The organism is Vibrio sp. 970 (assembly GCF_033339075.1).
In genome coordinates, this window is record NZ_JAWOTW010000004.1 from 370,572 (window position 1) to 389,160 (window position 18,589).

23 protein-coding genes are annotated in these 18,589 nt (G+C 45.4%); 22 read left to right on the forward strand and 1 reads right to left on the reverse strand.

Translation table 11 applies throughout. The features are described 5' to 3' along the window. Positions 1-86 precede the first annotated feature (86 nt). From R7Q11_RS08695 to R7Q11_RS08725, 7 genes are all read left to right on the forward strand, one after another. The gene (locus R7Q11_RS08695) at positions 87-635 is read left to right on the forward strand and encodes a toxin YdaT family protein (RefSeq protein ID WP_053807278.1); all 549 of its coding nucleotides are present in this window, start codon (positions 87-89) and stop codon (positions 633-635) included. Between the two features lie 59 nt (positions 636-694). Continuing rightward, positions 695-826, forward strand: coding sequence for a hypothetical protein (locus R7Q11_RS08700; protein WP_255201246.1), 132 nt, complete (start codon positions 695-697; stop codon positions 824-826). Beyond that, positions 823-1,176 (forward strand): hypothetical protein, encoded by a 354-nt coding sequence (locus R7Q11_RS08705; RefSeq protein ID WP_225466364.1) that lies wholly within the window; start codon positions 823-825, stop codon positions 1,174-1,176. The genes R7Q11_RS08700 and R7Q11_RS08705 overlap by 4 nt, the downstream gene beginning before the upstream one ends. A gap of 100 nt (positions 1,177-1,276) precedes the next feature. Beyond that, positions 1,277-1,585, forward strand: coding sequence for a hypothetical protein (locus R7Q11_RS08710; RefSeq protein WP_225466365.1), 309 nt, complete (start codon positions 1,277-1,279; stop codon positions 1,583-1,585). Then, a complete protein-coding gene (locus tag R7Q11_RS08715; RefSeq protein ID WP_225466366.1) occupies positions 1,582-2,313 on the forward strand; it encodes an ATP-binding protein in 732 nt (243 codons plus the stop codon). The genes R7Q11_RS08710 and R7Q11_RS08715 overlap by 4 nt, the downstream gene beginning before the upstream one ends. Beyond that, on the forward strand, positions 2,314-2,895 hold the full coding sequence (locus R7Q11_RS08720) for a hypothetical protein (protein WP_225466367.1): 582 nt from the start codon (positions 2,314-2,316) through the stop codon (positions 2,893-2,895). Positions 2,896-3,222: 327 nt separating this feature from the next. Continuing rightward, positions 3,223-3,849: a Shedu anti-phage system protein SduA domain-containing protein gene (locus R7Q11_RS08725; RefSeq protein ID WP_213987708.1), complete on the forward strand. Its 627-nt coding sequence runs from the start codon at positions 3,223-3,225 to the stop codon at positions 3,847-3,849. A 58-nt stretch (positions 3,850-3,907) separates the two neighbouring features. Here the strand turns inward: R7Q11_RS08725 and R7Q11_RS08730 are convergent, their stop codons facing one another. After that, the gene (locus tag R7Q11_RS08730; RefSeq protein ID WP_213987707.1) at positions 3,908-5,257 is read right to left on the reverse strand and encodes a P-loop NTPase fold protein; all 1,350 of its coding nucleotides are present in this window, start codon (positions 5,255-5,257) and stop codon (positions 3,908-3,910) included. Positions 5,258-5,433: 176 nt separating this feature from the next. Here R7Q11_RS08730 and R7Q11_RS08735 point away from each other — a divergent pair, with 176 nt between their 5' ends. The 15 genes from R7Q11_RS08735 to R7Q11_RS08805 all read left to right on the forward strand — a co-directional run bounded on the left by R7Q11_RS08735 (position 5,434) and on the right by R7Q11_RS08805 (position 18,501). Then, positions 5,434-6,801 (forward strand): putative phage abortive infection protein, encoded by a 1,368-nt coding sequence (locus R7Q11_RS08735; protein WP_225466368.1) that lies wholly within the window; start codon positions 5,434-5,436, stop codon positions 6,799-6,801. A 150-nt stretch (positions 6,802-6,951) separates the two neighbouring features. Continuing rightward, positions 6,952-7,239 (forward strand): hypothetical protein, encoded by a 288-nt coding sequence (locus tag R7Q11_RS08740; protein ID WP_225466369.1) that lies wholly within the window; start codon positions 6,952-6,954, stop codon positions 7,237-7,239. Further along, positions 7,205-7,663: a hypothetical protein gene (locus tag R7Q11_RS08745; RefSeq protein ID WP_225466370.1), complete on the forward strand. Its 459-nt coding sequence runs from the start codon at positions 7,205-7,207 to the stop codon at positions 7,661-7,663. Before R7Q11_RS08740 ends, R7Q11_RS08745 begins: the two co-directional genes overlap by 35 nt. Positions 7,664-7,704: 41 nt before the next feature. Next, positions 7,705-7,890 carry a hypothetical protein gene (locus R7Q11_RS08750; protein WP_025766795.1) on the forward strand — a complete coding sequence of 62 codons (186 nt, stop codon included), beginning with the start codon at positions 7,705-7,707 and terminating at the stop codon, positions 7,888-7,890. Between the two features lie 585 nt (positions 7,891-8,475). Beyond that, positions 8,476-9,432, forward strand: a complete 957-nt coding sequence (locus R7Q11_RS08755; RefSeq protein ID WP_225466371.1) for a tyrosine-type recombinase/integrase — start codon at positions 8,476-8,478, stop codon at positions 9,430-9,432. 448 nt (positions 9,433-9,880) lie between these two features. Continuing rightward, on the forward strand, positions 9,881-10,450 hold the full coding sequence (locus R7Q11_RS08760; protein ID WP_025632836.1) for a terminase small subunit: 570 nt from the start codon (positions 9,881-9,883) through the stop codon (positions 10,448-10,450). Between the two features lie 10 nt (positions 10,451-10,460). Further along, entirely contained in the window at positions 10,461-12,395 is a 1,935-nt protein-coding gene (locus R7Q11_RS08765; RefSeq protein WP_225466372.1) for a terminase gpA endonuclease subunit, read from the forward strand. Further along, entirely contained in the window at positions 12,389-12,916 is a 528-nt protein-coding gene (locus tag R7Q11_RS08770) for a hypothetical protein (RefSeq protein WP_025632833.1), read from the forward strand. The genes R7Q11_RS08765 and R7Q11_RS08770 overlap by 7 nt, the downstream gene beginning before the upstream one ends. Next, positions 12,916-14,475: a phage portal protein gene (locus R7Q11_RS08775; RefSeq protein WP_225466373.1), complete on the forward strand. Its 1,560-nt coding sequence runs from the start codon at positions 12,916-12,918 to the stop codon at positions 14,473-14,475. Before R7Q11_RS08770 ends, R7Q11_RS08775 begins: the two co-directional genes overlap by 1 nt. Next, complete coding sequence (locus R7Q11_RS08780; protein ID WP_064368151.1) at positions 14,441-16,414, forward strand: phage major capsid protein; 1,974 nt, start codon at positions 14,441-14,443, stop codon at positions 16,412-16,414. The genes R7Q11_RS08775 and R7Q11_RS08780 overlap by 35 nt, the downstream gene beginning before the upstream one ends. Positions 16,415-16,473: 59 nt before the next feature. Beyond that, the gene (locus tag R7Q11_RS08785; protein ID WP_025632827.1) at positions 16,474-16,665 is read left to right on the forward strand and encodes a hypothetical protein; all 192 of its coding nucleotides are present in this window, start codon (positions 16,474-16,476) and stop codon (positions 16,663-16,665) included. Next, the gene (locus tag R7Q11_RS08790; RefSeq protein WP_025766788.1) at positions 16,658-16,936 is read left to right on the forward strand and encodes an ATP-binding sugar transporter from pro-phage family protein; all 279 of its coding nucleotides are present in this window, start codon (positions 16,658-16,660) and stop codon (positions 16,934-16,936) included. The genes R7Q11_RS08785 and R7Q11_RS08790 overlap by 8 nt, the downstream gene beginning before the upstream one ends. Beyond that, positions 16,933-17,565, forward strand: a complete 633-nt coding sequence (locus tag R7Q11_RS08795; RefSeq protein ID WP_225466374.1) for a phage tail protein — start codon at positions 16,933-16,935, stop codon at positions 17,563-17,565. The genes R7Q11_RS08790 and R7Q11_RS08795 overlap by 4 nt, the downstream gene beginning before the upstream one ends. Further along, positions 17,555-18,001, forward strand: a complete 447-nt coding sequence (gene gpU / locus R7Q11_RS08800) for a phage minor tail U family protein (RefSeq protein ID WP_225466375.1) — start codon at positions 17,555-17,557, stop codon at positions 17,999-18,001. The genes R7Q11_RS08795 and gpU overlap by 11 nt, the downstream gene beginning before the upstream one ends. Positions 18,002-18,003: 2 nt before the next feature. After that, positions 18,004-18,501, forward strand: a complete 498-nt coding sequence (locus R7Q11_RS08805; protein WP_225466376.1) for a phage tail tube protein — start codon at positions 18,004-18,006, stop codon at positions 18,499-18,501. The last annotated feature ends 88 nt before the right edge of the window (positions 18,502-18,589 follow it).

The following is an 18,589-nucleotide window of genomic DNA, read 5'->3' on the forward strand; positions in this document are numbered from 1 at the left end:
CAAAGTGACCGTTAGAAGAATAACGCAACTTACAAAATTTAGGCTGATTCACAGCATTCTGTACAAACAACCAGTAAGGAAAAACCATGAATAATAGTTTTAAAAGCGTTATGCGTAACGCAATAGAAAGTTGGCGCACGGAACTGAGTAAAGAGTGTATTGCTCACCGCGTCGCGAGCTTATATCACAAACTCGATCTTGAACATGAAGTCGATGCTCAGCGTAAAGAACTACTTAAAGTACCGGGCGCTGATGATAAGAACAATGCTCAAAACTTTTTCCGTTACGTTGAGCGCACAAGCGTAGAAGCCAAAGCCACGATGATGGATTTGTTACCTGCGGTACTTAAGGCGATGCCTGCCAAACGCGCAAGCGACATGCTTAACCAATTTCTCAACCCGCTTGGGTTCTCTGTTACTTGCATTGGTGCGAGTGATGCAAACTTAAGCCGAGATTTGCTCTTGCATAACCACAACAAAGAAACATCTGAAGCATTCCGTGCGGTGATCTCTTTAGGGGAGAACGCGAATATTGACCAGCTGCGCGATGCGTATCGAGAAGTTCAAGAAGCTAAAGAATCTCATGCGCCACTTCTGGAATACCTTGAGTCGTTAATGGCGAAGAAAGCAGCCTAATCAAAAGCGTAGTGGCTGACCACCACATAACACGCATCTAACTAGGAGAACTTTGTGCAATGAGCCTTAGCTTACAGAACTATCACGGCTGCTATATCTGGGTGGCCAATAACGGTGTTTGTCGTTTCGTCGTATCACGGACTAAAGCGATGGAAATCTTTGAATCCATGAAAGCGGGGACTGCGGTGTGATTGAGTATTTGGATAGACCCATCGCTTTTCATCGATCGTTTGTGAAGATGGGTATTGGTATCACAGGCGCATTAATGCTTAGCCAGAGCATTTACTGGAGCCGAAGAACGAACGCTTCAGGGTGGTTTTACAAAACTCAGGAAGAGTGGCAAGACGAAACGGGCATGACTCGAAGAGAGCTTGATACTGCACGTAAAAAGCTGCGTCAGTTAGGTATTTTGGAAGAGAAAAAGCAAGGTGTTCCTTGCCGAGTTTTCTACCGCATTAATGAGCCAAACTTGATTGCACAAATGGAGCAAACTAGAACGTACAAATGCGCCAAGCAGTGCTGTACCAATCAGCCAAACTAAAACAGAGACTACACAGAGATTACCAGAGACTACTACAGAAAAAGTAAACAAAAAGTCTCCCATCACAAGTAGCTTGGTTCCTGAGGAGCAAATTCCAGCCATGCTCGATCACGATGCTTGGGCTGAGTACCTAGCATTCCGTAAGCGAATCAAAAAGCCTTTCAAAACTGAGCGGGGCGAGCGCACCAAAATGCTCGACTTGCTCAAACTCTCCCAGAACGTGGTGAGCATGCAGCGCCAAATCATTGAGCAATCCATCGACAACGAGTGGCAAGGGTTGTTTAGCCTTAAATTGTCCTCGCCAAACTCGAAGCTGATTCCGGTGGAGCAGTTTTCAGACCAAACCAACCCTGATGATTACGGACCACCTCAGTGGTTCAAAGACCGCCAAAACGGAGGTGACCAATGAACAGCTTTTTCCAAAAACTGCAGCAAGCGATGCCTGCGAACGTTGTGCCGTACACTCCAGAGCAGATGGCTCAACTTGCTCAGCAGGAAGCTGAGAAGCAAAGCCATGCGGTGTATCAGAACTACCAGCAGAGCAAAGTTCAGGATTTACTTGGCCGCAGTGGAGTAGGCAAGAAGCACTTGAAGTGTCGATTTGCCAATTACGTGACGGAGAACCAAGGCCAACGTCAGGCGTTTAGTGTTTCTCGCCGTTGGGTTTCTGAGTTCTTGGAAGGTGATGAGAAAAACTTTGTATTTTCTGGATCGACAGGAACGGGTAAAAACCATCTGGCTTGTGCAATGGCGAACTCGTTGATGACGCGCAATCGTACGGTGTTGGTGATTACGGTCGCTGAGTTGATGATGAAAATTCGCGATAAGTACAACCGCCAATCGAACGTTACAGAAGCTCAGTTTCTGAAGTATTTAGCTCAGGTCGATTTGTTGGTGTTGGATGAGGTTGGGGTGCAGCGAATGAATGACCACGAGGCGATCATGATTAACACCATCATCGACTCACGCTATACCAACGAGAAGCCAACCGGCATTCTGACCAATCTGAAATCTGATGACCTGACTCAGGTTCTTGGAGCCCGAGTGATGGAGCGTTTGTTGGAGAGCTGCGAGTGGGTGAGCTTTACGTGGGAGAGTTTTCGCAAACAGGTGAGGAACAGCAAGGAGGTAGCATAAATGCGACCAGAAACGTTATTGGCTAAGTTCGATTTAAAAGGCATAAATTACGAACCGCATAAGGGCGGCAAAGGATTATTTTCTTTGGAAGACCAGCTCGGCATGGTGGGAATTACCTGGAAGGAATCTCCGGTCGGTTTTCTGGTGTTGTTTGTGGAGTTACTGGATAACGCGCAATCGAGAAGAGCACTGGAAAAGGCGGTACTCGCTGAAGTGTTTACGCTGACCGATGACTGGCGCGGCCAAAAGAGCGAAGCCGCATTCGCTGCCATTGTGCGCGCAGCTGTGGAAGAAGCGATCACACCACAAGGCCGTATTTGTTCTTGCTGCGGTGGAAGCGGTAAGTACCGAGCTCCAAACCGTCACTATCGAAAATGCATGCATTGCAACGATGGCCGAGTAGCGTGGGACCTAGAAAGCCGCTTCGCTGCAATGTGTTCTGGTAGCTTCGTTTGTACGTTCTCAGTATTCAAACGCCAGTACCATCCCGTCCTCGATGGCCTAGCAGATTGGCTGGCTGCTAAGCGTAATGCTGCGATGCTGGCGCTAATGGAGAGAATTGATAAGGAGCGGGTGGCTTGAATAACTGGGTAATTAAATTAACAATGACTTACGCGATAACATTAGGGGGAATATTGTGTCTCAGATGGTAAAAGTCACTCCAAAAGCAATGTCTGCGATGGAATCTATTCCTCGTGATGTACGAGTGAAAGCTCGCCGCGCGGTAGACTGGCTGAAGTCCGATAATGAGAGGTCTCTAAAGCCTATTACTTTGTCTAAGAAACAAAGACTATTTCGGAGTGCGTTAGGTAAAGGATATTGGCTCGTTTATGCAAAGCAGGATGGCACTACGAGGATTGTAGATATCGTGCAGGAAAGTAATGTGTCCACAGTGATGAGGTCTAATAAATGATTCTCATGAAAAGTGGGCAATTGGAAAGCCAGCAGTGTCGCAAAGAACTTGATGAATTTAATGAGCTTCTTAACTCAAAACCTGAGCTTTCAGAAACCGAGTTACTTCAGTTTTTTAAGGACAGAGATCAGCTTGTGCTATTGATGGGTAGGGTCGTTGGCGTTGATGCCCCATCAATGTTTAACGAAGAGTTGCCTATTCTTGGGAAGTATCGTGCAGACTTTGTTGTCGCGGATAAGAATCAAAAAACATTTTCGTTTATTGAGTTTGAAGACGCGAAGCTAAATTCAATTTTTAACCAAAAAATCAACAAGAAGACATCGACGTATCCGTGGGCTAGCCGATTTGAACACGGATATAGCCAAGTTATCGACTGGTACCTGCACCTCGCAGTTAACGATAAGACTCCAAACATGCAGTCTGAGTTTGGACACTACTCCATTAAGTACAACGGCGCTCTTATCATTGGCCGCAGAGATGGGTTGAAACTTGGTGATTGTCAGGAGCGCTTTGATGCTCGAGTGGAAAGGTTATTAGTCGATAGCAAGCACATTGCCTGCTATACATTCGATGACTTGTATGAAGCTATGGACGACCAATTCGTAATACTTTCGCAGTTTTAGAAGTAAGACATGGCTTAGTACTGAAACAAAAAACGCCCTGAGGGGCGTTTTGTATAGTTTATGCTAGGTTAAGCATGGTTTTATAAGCTCCTGAAAATTTTGCGGCCCAATGTAATAATTCATGCTCAGTATCAAGAAAGTATTCACCGATACCATTTTGTGTTGCAGTAAGAAAATCTGGTTTGTTATACATTGGGGGGATGGATTTTGCTCCATACATCACAATGGCAAAAGCACAGGCTTTAGCACTCCTGTCTCGTTCGAAATGGTTGCTACCTGAGTAATTAATAAGGTGTTTAACTATCTGATCTCCGGTGTATTCAGACTTTTCCAAGTTTTCAAACTCACTTTTATAAAACGTATATGCTGTTATACCCAACATAGCCATTTGGCTGTCAAGATCTTCATCCCACACTATTCTTGTTAATGCGCTATAAATGGCGATATTACGTGCGAATTTTTCGGCGTCTCTTAAAGTAAATGTTGGTACGCGTTCTAACAGCTCTAAGAAGAAAGACGGTCTCGACTCCCTCATCGCAAAAAGTGATGCTAGGTTTGTTAGGTTGTAGCGTTGTAGCTCAGACTTTAAATGACTAATGGATACTCGATTAAATTCGAAGTCTCTTCCTGATGTACCACGTTGTGCTCTCGGTAGCTCGATCGAGAAATCCATAAACTTATCTAAGTAGCGAGTGGAGTCTTCGACACCGTAGTGGTGCCTGATAGATTGTTCCAAAATTTCTTTGTTAGCACAAAAGATAAAGCTAACGTTATCTTGGTCAAAAGCGTGTTTTATCGTCTCTAACATGGAGATGGCATAAGGCGGTCTGCAACGGTCAAACTCATCTATGCATATGATAAGCGGTTTACCATTCTCTCCTTCAGTTAACAACTTTAGTGCAGCACAGAGTGATGAGATACTTTTTTCGGCTTCGATTTGTTCTTTTAGTGCGCTCTCCACCGCTAAATCAGAAAGTTGCTCCGCTCCTTTTTGAAGTTCTTTTTCGAAGTCGTCACTTATAGAATCAGTACTTTGTTTGAATGCCCAAGACACGGCTGCTTTTCCTGCAGTTTTAAAACCTACTTTGCAGGCAGGGATTGCTTTTTTAACGAAGCGCGCGCGAGTTTTACCTTTGGGGATGAGTTTTGCTATTTCCGCGGTAATTGTAAGGAGAGGGTTGTCCACACTGTCAGACGCAAATGCATCAATATATACAAGGTGGTAGTCTTCACCAAAATGATTAAGTAGTTTGTGGCAAAACTCTGTTTTACCTTCACCCCAGTCACCGTTTATCAGTAGTCGGGAAATGTGTAGAGTTTCATTCGACAGTAGCTTTTTTATACCGCCAGCGGTTTGGGCTCGGCTGTATTCATCACGAGTACGGAATGTAATGTTCTGAATAGACATAGGTATCCTTAGTTGTTTTTGTTAGCCATAGTTATATGGAGTGAGTTAATAGCTAATTCAATGGTTTAGGTGAAATGCTTATAATGTTACGCTATATCTTGATTGGCTGTTTAACGTATTACTCAGCGCTTAATTCTTAGAATTTAAAAAATATTAGTGTATTAGGAAAAGCACAAATGCTTAGTGAACACCCAGAGTTCAAGTACAAAAGATTTCGCGGATCAGTTCAAGTACTAGAAGACGGTACGTTTTCTGGGAAAGTCGTCAACATGAATGGCGATCGCACTTACCAAGCTAGCTCTATTGAAGAGTTAGAGAAGCAATTTAAAAATAGGGTAGATTACTTCTATGAGAATTGCGCTATGTTGGGAGTAGAGCCAGAGCCTATTGGAAGGCGTAAGCCATCAAAAGTTCCTTATTTGGCTTTATTTTTCAGTGCCATATTTATTATGTGTTTCCTTTGGTGGTTTTATACAAGTGAATTCCCATTAAATGGCGCTACCAGTAAAACCGATGTAAATGTCGAGTGGTTTGATAAATCAGGCTCCTTCTTTAATAATTTTTCTGCTCCTATATTGTCTTTTTTCTCTTTTATGGGGCTGTTATTTACCATCTACCAGCAGAATAGAAGCCATCAACTATCACTGAAAGAGTTGGCCTTAACTCGCGAAGAGTTGGAGTTAACACGAAAAGAGATCGAGAAAACAACAATAGCTAATGAAAAGCAAGCAGACGCATTACGTCAACAAGTAGACGAAGCTCAAAGCGCTGCCGCAGAGCAAAAAGCGCTAGCTACAGAACAACGATTGGCGACTCAGATACAGCAGTTCGAAACAAGTTTTTATGCCCTGCTGTCGGAGCATAATAGAGCTCTAGACGACCTCATATCGAGTAATAAAGAAAATAGAAATGAAGGCTTACATTTAGTCAACCTTGGAGAAATAGAGTTTTCTTTTGTTAAGAGGATGATTGAAAAAAATAGCCAATTGCGTCGCTATTTTCGGATGCTATATCAGTTGTTGAAATTTGTAGCAACAAACCATGTTGAGAATACAGAAAGGAACTTTTCCGAAGAGTACTTGAACTCTAATGTGTCTTTAGAAGAAAAACGATACTCCAGTCTTGTACGGTCCATGATACCTAATAATGTTTTATGTCTATTATCTGTTAATTGCTGTCAGGGAGGGAAATTAACAAATTCATTTAGAAATTATTTTCTTTTGCTCGAACGATATGGTTTTTTAGAGCACTTAGAGTTTAGCCCATCCCTGTTGTTTCGGCCTGGACAATTAGGGTCTGTCACTCCCAAAATGAAAATGAACGCGCAATCAGAAATAATATGTAGTTATAGTTTGAAAGCTTTTGATCAAAATGAAAGCTTAAAGTCCTTAGAAGGTTATATTCAAGATACAATCTGTTCTTCACGTAAAGCCCCTTTACCGCTACAGGCAATGAAGTATTTAGAAAACAGTGTCTATCACGAATGTATTACTAAATGCCCTACTAAAGATTTAACTATTTTAAATCGTGTTCAAAGTAGATGAATGATATGGTGGGTGAGTGTTGACATTCACCCCTAAATGGCGCACTCTTCCCAATATGAAAAACCTCGCCCATTCGGCGGGGTTTTTTTATATCTCAACAAAACTGTTTCGGAGCACCTTCGGGTGCTTTTTTGTTTCTAAGAGTTCCACATGGTTAAAACATTTCTTGAAAACCTCCATGAATGGAAAGGTAGGCTAATCGCGTATTGTGGCGGCACTGGGGTTAGCATATTCAGTGAAACCGTGGCTGCTAAGGCCCAACAATCCAGTGAATTGGCTGCCAGTAGCTCTGATATCACCATTGCTAATTTAATTTCTATCGGTGGTCTTGTCGTTGTCATTGCGAGGCTAATTTTTGATATCTGGGTTCATTTCGATAAGCGTAAACAGAGGAAGAAAATAGATGGATGCAAAGCAACTGACCGAATTGGTCGTTAGGCCGACTTTAAAGCAGCTTGGCTTGTATAGTACATCGGCAGAGCAATTGGTGGTCGGCACTATCTTTGTTGAGAGCCGAGGCAAGTACCTTAAGCAAATTGGTAAAGGTCCGGCTCTGGGTATCGTGCAGATGGAGCCCGCCACTCATGACGATATTTGGCAAAACTATTTGGCTTATCGCGCTGAGTTGAAAGAAAAGGTAAGTCTGCTCGTAAAAGAAGGTACAGCACAGGAACTTATCACGAACTTAGCTTATGCGGTGGCGATGTGCCGAGTGCATTACTTACGCGTTCCTAAGTCTTTACCTAGTCCAGGTGATATTCCTGCCTTGGCACGATATTGGAAGACGTATTACAACACACATAAAGGAGCAGGAGAGGTCTCCGACTTCATCGATAAATTCCCTAAAGACATACTGAATTAGAAGCGGCCTATAACGGCCGCTTTTTTATTGGAGCTAATACTATGAAAGTTTTCTTGTTTACCTTCTTTAAAAGCTTGCTTGGTTACTGGGCTGCAAAGCTACTTAGCCCTGAATCGGTGACTGAGCTGCTTATCACGATTGCTGATGCTCATGCCAAAAACACCAAAACCGACACGGACGATCGCTTGATTGATATTGTGAAAAAGCACCTCGGTAAAGAGCAGTAACCCCATTTTTACCACCAAAAGCAAAGACGTTAACGATTTGCAATGTCGTCGAGCATTGCCAGGCTTCGGCCACTTAGTAACAGTGCTTACGGTGGTGACCCTATTCCTAATGTCTTCACGGACATGCGTTGGTGCCTCGCTGTTTCTCTGTGTTAGCTATGACCATGAAGTAACCTGACCCGTTGCTTAATCCTTAACATGAGAGCGCACGAAGAAAATCAATAAGGCTCAAGCTGAGGGGCGAAACTCCCCTTCATTACTGGAAACGTCAGCCACAGGCGAAGAAGCGGCGTGACACTGGAGAGACAGATTTAGCGGTTTAACTCTATGACTACAGTACGGTTGCGTATCTCTGATACGAAAATTAAAAGCTATTTGAAAAGTGATACTGTCACGAGGCTTAGGGATGAAAGGTATGCTTTAGAGCTTCGTTTTCACAAGTCTCGCGAGAGTGCTACTTGGTGGTTGATTGATAAACGAAAGAACAACGGAAAACACGGAAAACCAAAATGGGAACGGCTTGGACTTTGGCCTCGTCTAAGCGCTAAGGCACTGTTTGAGTTGTTACCCCAAAAGATTGCTAGGATGGCGACGGATACGGACCAAGTGGTTACAGACTGGACCTGTTTTAGTGATTGCTTGCGCTGGTATGTGCAGCATATTGAGTCGAACAAGGATATCTCTTCAGAGAGGAAAAGTGCCGTTAAGTCGGTGGTCTTTAATCACTTGTTACCAGCTCTTGGGGAGTTGCCTCTTGCTAATATTCGGAAGCACCATATCAAGGACTTATTGGTTTGGCCGCTGCGTGAGCGCTATGAACTTAGAACGGTTAAAGGCTACTTTGCTATTTTAAAAGCAGCGTTTAATCAGGCATATCGAGAAGAGCATATCGCTTCAAACCCAGTGGCTGCGATGGTATTTACTGATTTTATCAGCAAGAAAATCACACCTAACGAGGGGAAAATTCAGTCTGATGATGTGAGCCAATTACTTGATAGGTTAAAGACACACTCAGTGCAAAAGCAGGTGTTTGTGTTGATGCAGTTAGCTCACGGGACACGTATTCGTGAAACCCGCTTAGCTCGATGGAGCCATATCGATTGGGACGAGAATATCTGGAGGATACCCGCCTGTAATGCCAAGAACGGTGAAGCTTTGATGTTACCGATGACCTGGCAGATTAAAAACCTACTTCAACAGTATCGCCTTACCCAAAAGGAAGGACAGAAGTTTATATTTCCCAATGCGAAAGGGGATGCACCCATCTGTAAGGACACGGCCAACAGTACATATGCGGAATGGAGTGAGGGTGAGTTTACTAGCCACCATTGCCGTAAGTTAGTTGGCACTAGGCTGACTGACTTAGGTGTCGATAAGTTTGTACGTGAACGCATTCTTAATCACAAGATGTCAGACCTAGACCAAGCTTACATACACACGACAACGGAAGCCTTGAAACTTAAGGCCTTGCAGACTTATCACAATTGGTTAGATCTGCAGGGCTTTATTTTTTTCCATGGGAAGATCGCGGGAAGATCCTAAAACATGATCATCTAGTGTGAGCTTAGAATCGATAAGGCTTCACGCATCGCTGACCGATTTAACTCTTAAGAAAATCTGTTAATTGTGGTGATAGGTGTTTATTTGGATGTTTGGACGTCTAAATGACCAAAAAACCGAGAAAGGAGTAGAAGGGAGTTTTACTGGTTTTGACCCCAAAAACGCCTGATTTCAGCGTTTTTTGAGTGGTTGAAAATCACAGTGAAAATTGGGTTTAAAAACGCTGTTCAATTAATTTCAAGTCAAATCCCACTCACGCCTTGTCCCACAAGGGCTGCGAAAGATTGCGGGTCCTTCCCAGAGGTTCAATAACCCACGGGGCTGAGACTCGCCGATTCCGCCTCATTTTAATGTCCGGTTTTTACTCCCTTCTATCGGGTGGGTCGAGAAGGGAGTGAACCATAACGCGTAACGCTAGAAGAATGTCGCTATGGCTGAAGTAAACCGAAATGAATTTGCTCGAATTATGGGTTACTCACCGAAGTGGGTGGGTGACCTCATCAAAGAGGGCTTGCCACACCAAGGCGGTGGTGGACGAGGTAAGCCTCTAATCATTGAAACAGATAAAGCCATTCAGTGGATTATCGACCGTGAAATCAAAAAGCAAATTGGCCAGTACGAGAAAGAGCACAGTAGCCCCAAAGTTGGTACCAAAGATGGTGAAGACTTATTGCTCACTGCTGCCAAACGCCGCAAAGCTGAAATTGAAGCTCAAAAGGCCGAAGAAACAGTGATGGATTTGGGAGAGTTAGCCCAGTTCCTTTACATGGTTGGAAACTTATTTGGTAGTGAGCTGGATGGCATAGGGGCTCGAACAGCTTTAGAGGTAGCGTCAGAACATGAACCCGCCAAATGCAAAAACACAATTGACCGAGAAGCTCGACGTATACGCACTGCCACCGCTGACCACCTCAGTGCGTTCGTTGCTGAGTATCTTGCAAAACGTAGCAGAGATGATCAGAGCGAAGCCGCTGAGGAATGCTGCGCAGTGGGCAACTGAGAATAGAATTATGCCTCCGGGTTCGCCAATACCTGGTCCGTTTGATACGACTTCAACACCATACATGATTCCTGTTTGTGTCGCGTTTGCCGACCCTGCTTATTCAAAAATCCCCTTTGTTATGGGAACGCAGATGGGAAAGTCGGCCACGATGCAAAACGTGATTGGATGGCGCCTTGATGACCAACCTGCACCGATCATCTATGTGGGGCCGACCGAGTCGAACATTAACAACGTCGTTGAGCCCAAAATAATGGAGATGCTCCGAGAGTGCTCAACGCTGTGGTTAAAGTACGATGATAAAAGCCCCAAACATAAAAAGCGTATTGGGGGCGTGTCTTTGCGTTTTGCATGGGCTGGTTCGGCAACTGAATTGGCATCGGATTCTGCGGTTATCACGCTAGTTGATGAGTTAGACCGTCCTGATACCAATGCAACAGGTGAGGGCTCATTAGCGGAAATTGCAGAAGCGCGTGGTGATGCTTATATCGACTCAAAGCTTGGGTTAACTAGTACGCCAACGCATGGTAAGGCAAGTACCTATGCACACCCTGAAACAGGGATGACTCATTGGGCAGTTGCACCAAAAGGCAAAGTGTCGAGCCCGATTTGGTTGGAGTGGGAACAAGGAACTCGACATGAATGGGCTGTCCCATGCCCTGACCCAGATTGCGGTGAGTATTTCATACCACGAAGTGATCTACTTTGGTGGCCAGGCAAAGGCACAGAGAATGAAAGCTCTCCCGCAGCTGCATCGCGTGAAGCCCGTTTAATCTGCCCTCATTGTGGGGGACAGATTGAAGACAAACACCGCAAAGTAATGAACGCTCAAGGCATTGCTATTGCTCCTGGGCAATACGCTAAGAAGTACGACGATAGCTCTGTATTAATTACACAAGGCGGTGAATCAACCGTTGTCCCATTTCATTCCATGCTTCATCCACTGGAAGACAACAACCACTTCAGTATTTGGGTGAGTGGTCTTTGCTCGTTCTCCGGTAAAAAGAGTTATGGCTATCTAGCCAGAAAACTCCTTCAAGCGCAGAGAAGCGGTGACCCACACCAATTACTCTCTGTTTATAACACAGGGTTTGGAGAAATATTTGCTGTTGTTGGTGATGCTCCTGAGTGGGAAGAAGTCTACAAGCTACGCTCGACGTTCTCATCAGGTGAAGTTCCTGATGGGGTACACACACTAATTTGTACTGTGGATGTCCAGAAAAACCGTCTTGTTTATATCGTACGCGGTTGGGTTGATGGTATGTCCTCACGCCTGATTGAGTTTGGCGAGCTATGGGGGGATACCGATAAGCCGGAGGTATGGAGTGAACTAGATGACTTGATGGAGCACGAATGGGGGAACTTAAAAATCAAGCAGTGCGGTGTCGATGCAGGCTACAGAACTGATGAGGTTTATGCCTGGGTTCGTCGCCATAAAACTCGTGCACGAGCGTTAATGGGTTGGCAGAAGCTCCCCAAACCTTTTCGTGTCACTCGCGTTGAAGTTGATAAGCAGGGCAAGGTTAGAAAGCGTGGTGACAAGCGATGGGACTTTGATGCCAGCTTGGCGAAAGCGTGGGTACATAACCGTGTCCGTTGGAAACGCGGCACCGTTGGTGATTGGTTACTGCCTTCCGATGTCTCAGAAGATTACTGTAAGCAGATTGTTGCTGAGGAGTTTGATGATGAAAAAGGAGAGTGGAATCGAGTCAGTAAAGACAACCACTTTCTCGACTGTGAAGGTATGAACTATATGGTGGCCAGAATGCTACGACTTGACCGAAAGAAACCAAAACCGATTGATGATGAGGAAGAAACTCAACCTGAATCGGTAGCCGATGAGGCAGACGAGCAGGAAGACGAGGAAGAGCGTAAGCCTGTTAAGTTGAAAAAACGCAAGCGCCGCTTAGTACGGCGAAAAGGAAACTTTGCTAAATCATGGTAATACCGACAAAGATCACTTCAGGTCTGTCGGTCAACTTCAAACTCTCTTATCCAGATTACCCCGCTAGTTCTTGGGTAGCCACTATCTATCTACGTTCCGCATCCGGTAAGGCAGACATTGTCGGCACACCGGAGGGTGATGCGTTCCAATTCTCGATACCAGCAAGCGAGACAGCGAACTGGCCCGCAGAAGAATACAGCGTTGTGTTGCGTGTAACTGATGGCACCGATGTACATCAGCCTCTTACCAGCCGATTAACTGTACTGCCAGACTTGGCAGCATTGGATGTACATGACCCTCGCAGCGAAGCAGAGAAAGCATTGGCAGCTATTCAGGCTACGTTAACCAATCGTGCTACATCTGATCAGCTTAAGCTGTCGTTTGGTGGTCGTAGTCTGGAGAAGACCCCGTTGAGCGAACTGCTGCAGTTAGAGCAGCGATTTCTCAATAGGGTGAATCAGGAGAAGCGTAAGAAGTCTGGCCGAGGTCTTCTGACAGTACATAAAGTGAGGATGCGCTGATGTGGAATCCTTTTAATCGCAACGCTAAGCCAGAGGCCAAAAAGAAACGTCGCAAGACGCCATATGTCAAATTGAGTCCTGTTTCTCGAAGCCTATTCTCGGCAGCTGATCCAGACAGAAACAATAGTACTTGGGATTCTTCACCTGTGCCCATTGGCAAGGTGATTGATCAAAAACTCTCGGTTTTAGTCGCTCGCTCACGCGAACAGATCAGTAACAATGACTATGCCCGAGGGTTTGTCCGAGAAGTTCGTAAAAATGTACTCGGACATAAAGGTATTGTTCTTCAGGTTCGGGGCAAAGAACCTGATGGTTCATTGGATACCAACGGAAATGCCGCCGTTGAGAAAGCTTTTAAAAAGTGGGGACGACGCGAAAACTGTACCGTTGATGGGCGCCTTGATTGGCGCAGAGCCAAGCGTGTCATTCTCAATACGGTAGTGGGGAGCGGTGAAGCGTTCATACGAATCGTTGAAGGCCCACATGCTGGTCCCTGGGGATTTGCTATTCAGCTCATAGACCCTCTAAGAGTACCGATTCAGGTCAACGAAAGCCGACTAGCAAACGGAAACGTAATTCGAAACGGCATCGAAATGACCCCTTATGGACGCCTGGTTGCTTACTTAGTTGAAACAAAAGCAGGTGTTTTAGCTGAAGCATTTCGCCATGGAGGTAAAGAGTTTGAACGTGTTTCCGCTGAAGACATGCTGCACGTTTATGACCAAGAGCATCCTGAGCAATTCCGTGGTATTCCATGGAATCACACATCATTAAGTCGAATGCGTAACCTTTCTGGGTTTGAAGAAGCTTCTGTTGTAAACGCCAGAGCGGGTGCTAGTAAAACACTGGTACTTCAAGCAGACGCTGATGTGTATGAACCGGATGAATCCGAAGAGTTTGAAGAGCCAGAGATTGAGTTAGAACCCAATACGGTTGTGACTTTGCCTCCAGGCTTTACTCCTGTTGATTACTCGCCGGATTTTCCTTCAACAGAGACGGCAACGTTCTCAAAGCATATGTTGCGAGGAATGGCTACGGGTCAAGGTATGGCTTACAACACGTACGCCAATGACTTGGAAGGTGTCAACCTTAGTTCAATTCGCCAAGGCAAGCTTGACGAGCGTGACGGGTGGAAAGAGTTACAAGAATGGTTCATAGAGTCGGTTTGTCATCGAGTTTATGAACGTTGGCTTCAGTATTCATTACTTGCCGGAAAAGTCATTAACTCCAATGGTAATCCTATCCCAGCTAGCCGCTTAGGCAAATTCCTAGAAGCAGATTGGCAACCTCGCCGTTGGGAATGGATTGACCCTCTTAAAGAAGAGAAAGCCATTACCGAAGCTCAAGAAAATGGTCGTAAGTCCCCTGGTGAAGCAATACGTGAATCTGGTCGTGAGCCTGTAGATGTCTGGAAGGGATATGCAGAGGACATCAAGGCAATAAGAGCGGAAGGGATTCCAGACGAAATGATAGCCCAGATTTTGGGAATAAAAGCCACCGGGCAACCTGCAGGAGTAAATCAAAGTGAGCAAGAAGAAGACGAAACTGACGACGAGTGATCTGATTCGTCAGGTCACAGGTCAACCTGTGTATCGAAACTACACGGTTGAGTCAGTGGATGAAGAAAACCGTACGGTTGAACTGGCTTTCTCTAGCGAATATCCAGTTGAGCGTTGGTTTGGCTATGAAGTCCTCGACCATTCATCTGGTGCAGTACGCATGGCACGTTTTGATGCTGGTGCTTCTGCCTTGGTTAACCATGACTGGGACGATCTAGTTGGTGTCATTGAATCAGCTCGAATCGAAAAGAATAAGGGCCGAGCGGTTGTTCGGTTCGGTACTAGCCCAAGAGCTGAGGAAATTTGGCAGGACGTTAAAGATGGCATTCGTAAGCACGTTTCTATTGGTTACATCGTCCATGCGATGGTTCTTGAAAGTGATACGGATGATGTTCGCACCTATCGTGTGACAGATTGGGAGCCGTTCGAGCTGTCTTTTGTCACGGTTCCCGCTGACCCTTCCGTTGGTGTTGGGCGCAGCTTAGATACAACCAAATACCAAAACCACCTGCGTGATATGGGGATCATCATCCCAACTGGCGCAACAGAAAATGAACGTGAAATTGAAAACCGGAGTGAATCCAATATGAAGACTAAAACCCTGCGTGATGCCAGTGGCCGCTTAGTTCGTGCAAAAGTTGATGAGAACGATGTGATTGTTGAGATTATTGAAGTTCTTGAGGAGTCCAACACAGAACGTCAAGCTGGTATTGAAGCAGAACAAAACCGTGTGCGTGATATTTTAGACCTGTTCGAGCAATACGGAAGTCGTGGTGTTGATCCTAACCCTTATCTTCGAGACAAAAAGAAGACAGCTGCCGATTACCAACGCGCCTTACTTGATGCAGCGTCGGAGAATGGCGGTCAACCAGCGGGAGTACGTAGCGCAACACCAACGGTTGCAGACAGCCCAGACATTGGCTTGTCTGACAATGAAATTCGTCAGTATTCATTCCTGAACGTTCTGCGTTACCTGTCTCAGCCAACGAATGAAAAGTATCGTCGAGCAGCTGCATTTGAGCTTGAAGCCTCTGAAGCCGCAGCCGATAAAATGAAGCGTGAAGCACAAGGTATTATTGTACCTAACGATGTTCTTCGTGCAGCTGCGCCAGTAAGTGCTAGTGGTTCCGGTAGCAACTTGATTGCTACTGACCATATGGCGGGTAGCTTCATTGATATGCTCTATAACAAATCAGCAGTCATGAACTACGCAACTACGCTAACAGGCCTAGTCGGTGATTTATCTATCCCGACTCAAGAGGGTGGCGCTACGGGCTATTGGCTTGGTGAAGATGTAGATGCAACCTTATCTGAAATCACCTTTGGTGAGCGTGGCCTACAAAACCGTACTTGTGCTGCGCTAGTAGAAATGACTCGTAAGATGCTGATGCAGTCTTCACCAGATGTTGAGATGTTGGCTCGTGCGGATATTGCTAAAGCTCTGGCTCTTACTATTGATAAAGCTGCCTTGTACGGCACTGGTGGTGATCAACCGCTTGGTCTAGCAAACATCACGGGTGTGAACGGTGTAGATTTCACTGCGGTTAATCCGACGTTCCAAGAAATTGTAAACATGGAAACAGAGATAACTGCTGACAATGCTGATGTTGGTTCCATGCTTTACATGATGAACGCTACTGGCCGTGGTCACTGTAAGACAACGCAAAAGTTTGCTAATACCAACGGCTCACCTATTTGGGAAGGGGGTAACACTGTAAACGGCTACGGCACGCACATTTCTAACCAGATCAACAACGGTGATTATTGGTTTGGCGTCTGGTCCGAAATGCTGATTGGTTTGTGGGGAGGCCTAGACCTGACTATTGACCCATACACTCATAGTGCGAAAGGGCGCTTGCGTGTTGTTGCATTCCAAGACGCTGATGTAACTGTTCGCCATCCTGCTTCTTTCTGCCTAGGTAAAAAACCAGCAGCCTAATCAACCAAAAACTACTAGCTAAGCCACTCAATCGAGTGGCTTTTTATTTGGAGAAACAAATGTCAGTTAAAGCAATTTTAGTTACACAACCATTTCGTTGTCGCGGTCAATTATTGAAGCCTGAAACTGCACTTGAAGTGGGGCAAGGCTGCGACATTACACCGTCTGAAGCACGTTCTCTGGTTGGCCAAAAGAAAGCAGTCTGGATACCAGAAGACGATCTTGAAGTCGAAGAGGACGAAGATGAGTAATTGGTCTCAATCTGTGGCTGAAATGGATGCTGCTTTATTTAGCGCATTCGGAGAGTCAGCCACCATTGCGGGTCAGTCTGCAAAAGTGGTTCCAAATACATCACAAGATCAATTTGGGATGATGGCTGCCAATGTGACCCGTTTGTCTATCTCTGGCTCATCAGGAGTGAAGGTTCGCAAAGGTGACAAAGTTACCTATAAAGGCCGAAGCCATGTGGTTGCTGATGTGCCCGAGTACCATGATGGCTTAATTAGTTTTGATCTGAAATGAATGAACTAGACCGCCAGTTGGCAACTGCAGTAAAGAACCTCAGTGCTTTAGACGAAAAAGCGGTACCTCGTGCAGCTTCTATGGCAATAAACCGAATCGCTAAGAGAGCTATTAGCCATTCAGTAAAAGACACCTCTAAGGTGGTTAAGGTTCAGCAAAAAATCATAAGACGCTATGCCAGAGTATCCAAAAAGGCATCTCCAAAGCAACCTGTTGCCTACGTCAGAGTCAGACGCAATGACATACCAGCCATTCACATAGGGGAAGCCCGTACTCAAATCCGCCGCAAAAAAGGGCGTTACCAGGTGCAAAGCGCAACCCGTGGCAAGGATGGTCGCTATACCAAGCGTGAAGTATCCGGCTTTACGTCCATAAAAGTGGGTAAGCATAAGTTTGACAATGCCTTTCTTCAGAAATTGGAGAATGGAAAGTGGCATATCATGCAACGTACCAGCGATGCTCGTTACCCAATCAAGATGTGCGCAATTCCCATCAAAAACGAAATCACCACTGCCTTTGAAACAAATAGCAAAAAGCTCATGAAGACAGATATGCCGAAAGAGCTTTCTTATGCCATGGGGCAGCAAATCAGGCTTGTAATCCGCAGAGAGGTAGGGCGTGGAAATTAACAAACAAATTCGAAAACAGGTCATTTTTGACTTGGAAAAAGCACTCATTGACAGTGAAGGGCACCCTCTTATCGCTGCTTATTTTTCTGGCCGAGGTGAACCAGTTACAGCCAGTGATGACGGTGAGACAGGATACCTCGAAGTTCCAGCCATTTCAGTCTACTTGCTTGATGGTGAATCCACTGGGCAGGATTTTGATGAAGAGGAGTGGAGCTCGGTACTTGCTGTAGAGATTATGGACTTAGCCACCAATCAACTGGATGACGACCTCGATACCTTTAGTGAGAAAGTTCGGGGCGTAATTGACCGTCACTACACCGCTAATGGTTTGCTCAGTCTGTGTAATCGTTCTGGTTTTTCTTATGTACGCGAAGAGGGGGCCCCATGGGGTTCCTCGGTTTTAACATTTACTATTGAATACACCGAAGAGGTTTAATCATGTCGGACCCAACTCAATCAATCAAAGGCGCTGGCACTACGTTCTGGCGATTGAAAGACAACCAAGAACTGCAAACGCCTGCAGATTACCTTAATGACGACAAATGGGACAAGTTAGGCGGCGTTAAAGAGCTTCAACCAGGTGAAATCACCGTAGAAGACGAAGAAGATAACTACCTAGACGATCCTGAGTCTGATTGGGCTAAAACAACGCCAGGTCAAAAGTCAGCAGGCGAAACCAATTTAACTATCGTTTGGAAGCCAGGAGAGCCTGGCCAACAGCAGCTCATTGATGATGTCGATAAAGGAGTGGTGACCGAGTACCGCGCCAAGTACCCGAATGGCACTGTGGATGCGTATTCGGGCTACATCAACTCATTGGGTAAAGCGGTGACGATTAAAGAGAAAATCACTCGCTCAGTTAAATTCAAAAACATTGGCAAGCCAAAACTCGCGGAAATGCTGATTGCTGAACAAGCCGCTGGCGCAGGAGCATAATCATGACGCAACTTTTTTTGAAAACAAAAACCGTACCTGTCGATGACATAAGCGTCACCATCACTCAGTTGTCTGGTTTAGAAAGACT